The sequence below is a fragment of the Legionella tunisiensis genome (assembly GCF_000308315.1).
Classification (GTDB): Bacteria; Pseudomonadota; Gammaproteobacteria; order Legionellales; family Legionellaceae; genus Tatlockia; species Tatlockia tunisiensis.
Window position 1 is genome coordinate 21273 of record NZ_CALJ01000182.1, and the last position, 8175, is coordinate 29447.

Here is an 8175-nt window from a genome sequence, read left to right on the forward strand (position 1 = left end):
GACCAACGCAAAAATGTTAATTAATAGGGAGGCAACCAATACTTCGGAGTAAGTTGGCCAAGATTTTTAGGAATACTTTCCAAAACCAGTTTTTTGGGGGTTTTCCTAAGGTTTCTTCAGCACGTGTCGTATATTTGTACTCTGGCTGTACCAAAATGGTCTGTCCAGTATAGTTGGCTAAAATAGCTGCTGGCTCCAAGTGTTCGGCAGGGGTTTTAGGATCAATAACCTTACGTTTTCCCTGCTCATCTTGTATTAATATACAAGCTTCGCCTTTTTCCAGTAGTAAAATAGCAGGGAGTTCGCCATTTTTGATTTTATCGACAGGTTTATCGAATATTTCCGCACTCAGTGAGGCGCGCTCAGCTGCACGGGCAAATAACTCAGCTGTGAGTTTATTTTTTCCAAAGGTAATCTTGCAGTCAATGATTGCGCAGAATAGGGATTCCGGTAATAGCGAGTTAGTAGTACAAGACAACCTAATAAAGAGTCTTGTGGAGGAAGTGTATGTAAATCAATGGTTGACCAGGATTGCCTTTTGAAAGTAGCCATCACATCACTTTGTTATGTTTTAATTCTCAGTATAGAGTGAATTTATTAATTTTTGCGAATTTTTGTTAAGTGCACTTTAATATTTTCTAGGTCATGCAAAAGTCGCCTGATACTTGGCGAAAAATAACACTGAACAGATTGTGCAGGTACCTGGCTTTTAGTTCTTATGGCTATGTTACTCTCATCGCATTTCAGGGTAATAAATTTATAGAAAATTAAATATATCAATTAATTGGGAAGGGTGGTTTATTTGAATAAAGATGGGACAGTTGATGAAAAGAAAGCAGCTAATAGCTTTAAGGATTTTAAAGCTCGCCTAAGTGTTACCAAAGACCCTCCTGCAGAAGATGCTCCTGTTTTCATTCACATGAAGACTTACATTGCAGTGATGTGGACATCAACGGTTTAAAGCGGTTGAGAGAAAATTTATTCTACCAGTTTTTCTTTTCTTTGCTCCTGGCAAAACTTTAGGGATGTTACCTAGGCAATTTTATTTCGATACGGGAATTGACTGAGGGCTGAACTTATTTGCTTATACAACTCAGGTAACCAGCGTGGTTGGGCGAAATTGGAGGTAGCTGGTTTGGCAACCCGTAAATCGTTAGGCGCTATAATTAGTTTCACATGACTTAAGCCTACACGACGCACGAGAAGAAAAAGTTGATCAATAGCCCGATCACCAACTGCTAAACAACCAACAGATAATGATCTGCCGTGTAGGAAAATATTATTGCCAAGTCTACGGCGTCCATCCTTACTGGCTTGCAAGCGATCAAAATGATTTGGATAATCAATCATCATTGATAAGTGCATGCTACTGAAGGGATTAAAGGTTATTAATCGATAAATTCCTTCCGGGATTTGTCTATCCCTTTCTTTGAGTTTAGGGCCTAAGCGACCACTGAATGCTGTCAATGGGTAAGTATGGATATGGCGCCAGGCAGTATTGCCATTTCTTGCCCATAACTCCATCTTTCTTTCTTTTTTAAAGGCCAACAGGGCTATATCTTTGGGTGGGTATGCGACATTTGATTTTGCAAATAGCCTAAGAAGTTCTGGCTCAGTTCGCAGACCATATTTTCTCACAGCATTGTCAACTGCATTGTCCCAATTCAATTTGGGAGCCATACTGTAAGACGATGTAAATACTAATATCGATAAGGCTAAAAGCAAACTGCGCATAATAGTGATGTATAAAAATTTCCGCTATGTTAACAAAAATAAAAAATGGGACAAATTATCTACAGAGTGAATTTATTTGTCCAATTTTTAAAAATTATCCTATCTAACCACTTGTATAACAAGACAAATTATAAGGCATCGGACTCTTGCTTAAATTTGTTTTGTAATTGTAGCGGTAACTGCTTCACAACAAAACCAGGAGCAGAATCCAGTCGACCTACAGAGGGAAGTAAGCCATAGTGATTAGGGCACATAAACCTTACAATACTATCAGGTCCAACTTTATAAAAAACATATTTATAATCGCAATAAGGTTGTTTATTAAAGGTGGCGACTTGCAAAATGGGTGTACCTGGAAGTCTATTTTCAACAAATACCGCATTTACCCATAAATTTCCTAATAAAAGAACCAAGCCTGTTATGAGGCATGCAGATAATAAACCGGTACTATAGTGAATCCATTTGTTTTGTGTATTACTACTTAGGCTGAAAAACAAATAAATAGTTGCTACAAGCAAGATGACCAAATTGAGTGAATAAATTACAGCGTGAGTGTAATTGAAATAGCTACCAAGAATTTCGCCGCCGGAAGCACGATAATGCAAAGCTAAGGCAATGAGGCTTAACCATAAAGCGACAACAATATAGTTTTTACGTTGTAATTTGATGCCCAAAAGAAAAAATGCACCCCAAAAAGGGGAGTAAAAAATGGATTGCATCCATCAAATTCATCATCAAGTTAGTCCCTTTCTAAAAGTATGAGTTGGTTGATTCGCTTAACTTAGTAGAGATGTCTCATTAGATTGAGATAGTAGAGTATCAGATTTTTATGGAAATGCACCAGCCATGATTTACTCTAGCTTTTTATTACGTATTCAAGGAGAACCCTCTTTCTTTATTTCCAGGCCAGTTGATTCTCTAATTAACAATAACATCGGCTCTACAATAATTGGTAATTGCTTTTTGGCATTACTTACAGGCAAAGGAAGTTGCCGTTGCAAAAATTGAGGGAGGGCATTACTTACATATATAAGTGAATTTGACCTACTTTTACTACTTAAATTGATTTGCTTTAGTTCATGACGTTTTAAAGGATTACGAGGATGAACGCTTCCTAGCCAGAGCGGTTGATGAAAATGATGTAAATGATAGTTAGAGCGCCAAACTCGTAAAATTTGCATAGGGGCCCCATCATTAGGTTGGTAGGTCATCACGAGAACCGGTTTACGATTTAAGTATAGTTGCGCCATTAAAGGAAGTTGTGCAGAGGATCCTTGACCGCTAACTCGAGTTAAGATTGAATTAAAAAGAGAATCATGTTGCTTTTTCCAACCAAAAGCCGTTAGAGCATTAGTAAAATGAATTAACGAACCAGCATACTGAATATTGAACAAACTGATACGTTGGCCAATGCGATTAGTACGATACATTGGCAAAAGAGGTTTCTTTTGATTCCACCACAATTCATCGGTAAATACATATTGAGCAAAATAGGGTTGATGGCTTCGTATCGATTTATTGTAGGTTAACAGACAAGAGGTCATGCTTGCTAAAAATAATGAAACCAAAATAATGGTAGGTACTAAGAATGAGTGAATAGCCTTCTGAGTCTGACGCCTATAAAATAACCAATGGCTGAGGCTGAGGATAAAACCAAAGAGATAGGCACCCAGATTGTCAGTGAACCAGCTATCCCCCAAATAAATTGATGCTAATCCAGCAAGCAATAAGCTTAAGGATAAGAGTATTTTGAAAATACCATTTAGACGTCCCAGATAATAGGTTTTCATATAAAAGATAAGGGATGAAAACAATGCTGTAGCATAGGTAAGCTCAACTGTTGGGAAAGAGTTTCCAGCTTGAATTTCCAGAAGATCTTGCGGCCGCGGGTTGTTGATGAGCATGTGCACAGTGATAAGGATAAAAGTACAGAACAAATTAAGGCTTAGCCAATAAGTTAATGAACGCCAATCTTGTGCGTAAATTGTTAAAGCGATAACAGTGAATATCAAAGTAATTAATGTTAATGGGCTTACTATTTGACTAACTATAATGAAAAAACATCGAAGGCATGTGTGCGCAGGCTTTGCATGAAAAGGTGAGTGGGACTATTAAGAATGCTAATCCAGTTGCCATGAATCACAAGTGCGGCAAGAATAAGAAATAAAAGAATACTTAGTCCAAGCAGCACAACCAGGGCTGCAGTTGGATAATAATTGGTTTCGTAAGCAGGAGTGACCAATTTGAAAAATTTAGTCCAATGAGGATGAGTTGAAGACCAGGACCAGAAATCATGTAAACTAGTTCGTAGTAAACGGTTAATGCGGATAAAGAGCCACTTAAGGCCCACACTCAATAACCAAATACTTGCCAGTAAAACTAAAATCAGAAGAAAGAGGCGGGTAGCACTTTCGGGAGAGAGCTCGCTACTGGCTGCGCCAATTAACACCCCGGGGGTAACATAAATAATTGCCCAAGCAATAGCAGACAAGGTATTGGCAATAAAAAACGCCAATGACTCATGTGCATCATACCTGCAATTACTGGAATAATGGAACGTAAGGGGCCTATAAATCGCCCTACAAGCACGCTTTTACCGCCGTGTCGGGAAAAATAATCTTTGCCATAAAATAGCCAATTGGGATAGTGACTAAAAGGCCAAATGCTAATAAGTCGCTCGCTAAATGCATAACCTAGTAAATAACTCGCACTGTCTCCAGCAATTGCCCCCAAAGTGGCAGCAAGAAGCGTTAAATCAATACGCATGACTCCTGAGCCGGCAAGAATACCAATGGCAGTCATAGTGACTGAACCAGGGATGATAGAACCGATAATAGCTAGCGATTCAGTAAGTGCAATGAGAAACGTTATAATTAAGGCCCAATGAGGGTGGGTATAAAGCCAAGCAGTTAATGGTTCAATGTAATCAGTGAATAAATGCATAGATTATTTATCAGCGTTCAAATTGAGTTAAATACTTCAGTAAACAGTTTACTGGCGCCAGCAACACTTACTTCAGGTACATAATCACTTATTTGAGCCATTTTCAGTTTAGCAAAACCACAAGGGTTTATATTTTGAAAAGGAGCGAGATCCATAGCAACATTAAGCGAAATGCCATGATAAGTGCAACCATTTTTCACGCGTAAACCAATAGAGGCTATTTTTTTATCTTCAACATAAACACCAGGTGCACCACAGCGTATTGTGCCAGCGATGTGATAATTTGCTAAGAGATTTATCAAAACCTGCTCTAGTTGGCTTACCAGAGTTCTAATACCAAGATGGCGCCTACGGATGTCCATTAATACATAGGCAACAAGCTGGCCTGGACCATGATAGGTTACTTGTCCGCCCCTATCACTCTGGACGATCGGGATATCATTAGGATTTAAAATATGCTCTGCTTTACCCGCTTGTCCTTGAGTATACACTGCCAAATGTTCTAATAGCCATAATTCATCAATTGTGCTTTCATTCCGCATGGAAGTGAATGATTTCATTTTATCCCAAACTGTCAAATAGGGTTGTAGGCCTAAGTTACGGATATTAATCATCATAACACCATTTTGATATCAGGATGTTTGGTTAGGTCACGGTAAAGTGAGTCAAGCGTCAATTGATCTTTGGCATGCACTACTGCTGTGATAGATAAGTAATTTCCGTGCTGACTTTCTTGATGCCTAATTGCCTTATCAGGTGTTTCAGGAAAATGTTTATGAATAATCTCTGTAATATCTGCGGCGAAATTGGTGGTTTTTTTCCAACTATTTTCAAGGGAAAATCACAGGGAAATTCAATTATTGATTTTTTATTATTCATGAGTGTTTTTTATCAATTGTTGATATTTTTCATTCAGTTGTTGCCAATACATGCCACCACAGCCTTTGCCTATAATGCAATCATTAATGCGAGTTATGGGATAAATTTCTTTAGTTGTACTGGTTATCCAAACTTCCTGCGCATTAAAAATAGACTCCGTTGGGATTTTTTCTTCTCGCAGGGGTAAAGACAGAGATTTTATAAGATCAATCGTAATGTGGCGTGTAATGCCTGGCAGACAAAGAGTATCCAATATAGGTGTGCGAATAGTCCCTTGTGCATCTACTAAAAAACATTGCTCGCACTTCCCTCTGTTAAAAACCCTTCGCGGGATAAAATAGCAGTATTTGCTCCCACGGATACAGCATCGTCATTAGTGAGTATATTCGCCAACAAAGACGTGGTTTTAATATTACAACGTGACCAGCGAATATCTTCCACAAGTATGGCATGCAAACCCTGATTTTTAGCCTCAAAACTGGGATAGGGGTTATGCAAGGTAAACGCAACGATTGTGGGATTTAATTCGCCAGGGATGTCGTGTTTACGTATTCCTTGATTACCACGAGTGATTTGTAAGTAAATCTGCAAATTACCACTGCCATTTCGCTTAATAAGCTCATGAAAAATTGGATGCCAATTAACGCTAGGTACCTTAATCCTTGCATGAGCCAGACTGGATTCTAGTCTTTGCAAATGGCTATTCACAAAGAAGGTGCGTCCATTGTAGACAGGAAGTACTTCGTAAACAGCGTCACCGAATAAAAAACCACGATCAAATACCGAGATTTTCGCATCTTCTGTTGTGCAGTAATTACCATTAAGATACACAATGCCTGTCATAACTATTGCCTTTATTAACCGAACCAACGCTTAAATGCTAATCGGACGGAGTCCTTCATTCGAGTAAAAACACCCCCTTTTTCAACGTCTTCAAGTGCATAAAGAGGTTGAGTAGATATTACATAGTCGTCAAATTGAATAACTAGCTTGCCAATAGCATCCCCTTTAGCAATAGGGGCCTGAAGATTTTGGGGAACTTGGGTATTAATATTTAATCGTTGATACTGACCGCTGGGAATCGTTACAAATTGATCTTCACGCAAACCAATGGTTAATTTATTTGTTGAACCTTTATAAATAGGGGCTTCAGTAATGGTTTGACCGGCTTTATAAAGTGCATGGGTTTCAAAAAAGCGGAAACCATAGTTAAGTAATCGCTCACTGTCATCCGCACGTGCTGATTCGCTGGGAGAGCCCATGACAACAGCTAATAAACGCATATTTTCCCGTTTAGCAGATGATACCAGGCAAAAACCAGCCTCGTTGGTATGTCCTGTTTTTACTCCATCGACCTGATTATCTCTCCATAACAGACGATTACGGTTAGGCTGACGTATCCCATTATAAGTAAACCATTTTTGTTTGTACCAATGGTAATATTGAGGGAAGTCATTAATCAGAGCACGACCCAAGATGGCCAAATCCTTAGCAGTGGTGTATAGATTTGGATCAGGTAAGCCAGTACTGTCTGTGAAATGGCTATCTTTCATACCCAGATTTTGTGCTTGCTGATTCATAATTTCAGCAAAGCCTGGTTCGCTACCACCTAAATGTTCAGCCATTGCAACGCAGGCATCGTTACCTGAGTCTACAATAATACCCTTTAAAAGGTCCTCAATAACCACATCCTGTCCCTCTTTAACAAACATGCGTGAACCACCAGTTTTCCACGCCTCGCGACTGATATGAACGTTATCATTTAAATGAATTTGCTGATTATGTAATGCATGAGAGATGACATAGAGTGTCATCATTTTGGTTAAGCTAGCTGGAGGTAATTTTTCCTCGCTATTTTTTCAGCGATAATTTTGCCACTGTTAACATCAATTAGAATGTAGGCCTTGGCATTCAGTGTAGGCGCTGAAGGGGTAATCAGGGGTTTGTTGGCAACTGGCGATGAGGCAGGTACTGCTCCAGATAAACCGGATTTGGGCAAAACATCAACTGCAGCATAAAAAATATTAGATGTTGCAAGTAGAGCTGTTGCTATCAATAAACGAATGAAAGGAAATGGTAACTTCATGGTTTCTATACTCATTATTACAAAACGTCGCCATCTTACCACAGCCTCAATCATGCAACCAAATAGCATGAGGGTATTTTAATGCGATTTAGCTTTGTATATATTAGGCAAAAATTACTTGTTCGGGTTAAATAATGCGAGTTGTTTATTTTTTGGCTATATGTTTGTTAACCAGTTGTGCTACTAATCGAGATTCAACCGTGTCTACTAGTAAGTCTTCTAAGACTTATAGCCAAGAGAAAGATGGGGCGCCAACCGGGCCAATTCCGGTATCTTTCAAAGAAGTGAAACCGAAAAATGAGCCTTATAGTCGTTATGGTAATCCGGAGTCCTATGCTGTAGATGGCCATACTTATGAAGTAATGAAAAATTCAGGTGGTTATAAAACCCGTGGTATAGCTTCTTGGTATGGTACTAAATTCCATAGCCGGCGAACTTCCAGCGGTGATGATTATGATATGTACGCAATGACAGCTGCGCACAAGACTCTGCCTTTACCAACCTATGTAAGGGTAAAAAATTGAGTAATGGGC

General features: G+C 39.0%; 12 protein-coding genes and 1 pseudogene. 2 read left to right on the plus strand and 11 right to left on the minus strand.

What is annotated here, in order from left to right; genetic code table 11:
- Positions 1-16: 16 nt before the first annotated feature.
- Positions 17-478 (minus strand): cysteine peptidase family C39 domain-containing protein, encoded by a 462-nt coding sequence (locus BN58_RS33945; RefSeq protein ID WP_232220532.1) that lies wholly within the window; start codon positions 476-478, stop codon positions 17-19.
- 324 nt (positions 479-802) lie between these two features.
- On the opposite strand from BN58_RS33945, the gene BN58_RS30880 reads away from it, so the two are divergent.
- Complete coding sequence (locus BN58_RS30880) at positions 803-961, plus strand: hypothetical protein (RefSeq protein WP_019216881.1); 159 nt, start codon at positions 803-805, stop codon at positions 959-961.
- Between the two features lie 71 nt (positions 962-1032).
- Here BN58_RS30880 and BN58_RS11030 read toward each other — a convergent pair whose 3' ends face one another.
- From BN58_RS11030 to BN58_RS24410, 10 genes and pseudogenes are all read right to left on the minus strand, one after another.
- Positions 1033-1734 carry a L,D-transpeptidase family protein gene (locus BN58_RS11030; protein ID WP_019216882.1) on the minus strand — a complete coding sequence of 234 codons (702 nt, stop codon included), beginning with the start codon at positions 1732-1734 and terminating at the stop codon, positions 1033-1035.
- A gap of 128 nt (positions 1735-1862) precedes the next feature.
- Positions 1863-2408, minus strand: coding sequence for a type I secretion system protein LssZ (locus BN58_RS24395; RefSeq protein WP_198009873.1), 546 nt, complete (start codon positions 2406-2408; stop codon positions 1863-1865).
- 201 nt (positions 2409-2609) lie between these two features.
- Positions 2610-3746 carry an LssY C-terminal domain-containing protein gene (locus BN58_RS28480; RefSeq protein ID WP_051131892.1) on the minus strand — a complete coding sequence of 379 codons (1137 nt, stop codon included), beginning with the start codon at positions 3744-3746 and terminating at the stop codon, positions 2610-2612.
- A 35-nt stretch (positions 3747-3781) separates the two neighbouring features.
- Complete coding sequence (locus tag BN58_RS28485) at positions 3782-4225, minus strand: hypothetical protein (RefSeq protein ID WP_198009874.1); 444 nt, start codon at positions 4223-4225, stop codon at positions 3782-3784.
- The gene (locus BN58_RS28490; RefSeq protein WP_051131894.1) at positions 4177-4677 is read right to left on the minus strand and encodes a DedA family protein; all 501 of its coding nucleotides are present in this window, start codon (positions 4675-4677) and stop codon (positions 4177-4179) included. The genes BN58_RS28485 and BN58_RS28490 overlap by 49 nt, the downstream gene beginning before the upstream one ends.
- 17 nt (positions 4678-4694) lie before the next feature.
- A complete protein-coding gene (lipB, locus tag BN58_RS11045) occupies positions 4695-5294 on the minus strand; it encodes a lipoyl(octanoyl) transferase LipB (RefSeq protein WP_156812484.1) in 600 nt (199 codons plus the stop codon).
- Positions 5291-5470: a YbeD family protein gene (locus tag BN58_RS33950; RefSeq protein WP_332247962.1), complete on the minus strand. Its 180-nt coding sequence runs from the start codon at positions 5468-5470 to the stop codon at positions 5291-5293. Before BN58_RS33950 ends, lipB begins: the two co-directional genes overlap by 4 nt.
- A 78-nt stretch (positions 5471-5548) precedes the next feature.
- The gene (locus BN58_RS33955; RefSeq protein ID WP_232220533.1) at positions 5549-5809 is read right to left on the minus strand and encodes an aminotransferase class IV; all 261 of its coding nucleotides are present in this window, start codon (positions 5807-5809) and stop codon (positions 5549-5551) included.
- 32 nt (positions 5810-5841) lie between these two features.
- Entirely contained in the window at positions 5842-6399 is a 558-nt protein-coding gene (locus tag BN58_RS24405; RefSeq protein ID WP_019216886.1) for an aminotransferase class IV, read from the minus strand.
- Positions 6400-6413: 14 nt separating this feature from the next.
- Positions 6414-7642: pseudogene (locus BN58_RS24410) on the minus strand (D-alanyl-D-alanine carboxypeptidase family protein).
- Positions 7643-7842: 200 nt separating this feature from the next.
- On the opposite strand from BN58_RS24410, the gene BN58_RS33965 reads away from it, so the two are divergent.
- Positions 7843-8166 carry a septal ring lytic transglycosylase RlpA family protein gene (locus BN58_RS33965; protein WP_408605482.1) on the plus strand — a complete coding sequence of 108 codons (324 nt, stop codon included), beginning with the start codon at positions 7843-7845 and terminating at the stop codon, positions 8164-8166.
- Positions 8167-8175: the final 9 nt, after the last annotated feature.

Bases quoted from the DNA above. Each gene is read 5' to 3' on its own strand.
- lipB (WP_156812484.1), bottom strand. From the start codon at position 5,294: ATGATGATTAATATCCGTAACTTAGGCCTACAACCCTATTTGACAGTT.
- BN58_RS28490 (WP_051131894.1), bottom strand. From the start codon at position 4,677: ATGCATTTATTCACTGATTACATTGAACCATTAACTGCTTGGCTTTAT.
- BN58_RS11030 (WP_019216882.1), bottom strand. From the start codon at position 1,734: ATGCGCAGTTTGCTTTTAGCCTTATCGATATTAGTATTTACATCGTCT.
- BN58_RS24405 (WP_019216886.1), bottom strand. From the start codon at position 6,399: ATGACAGGCATTGTGTATCTTAATGGTAATTACTGCACAACAGAAGAT.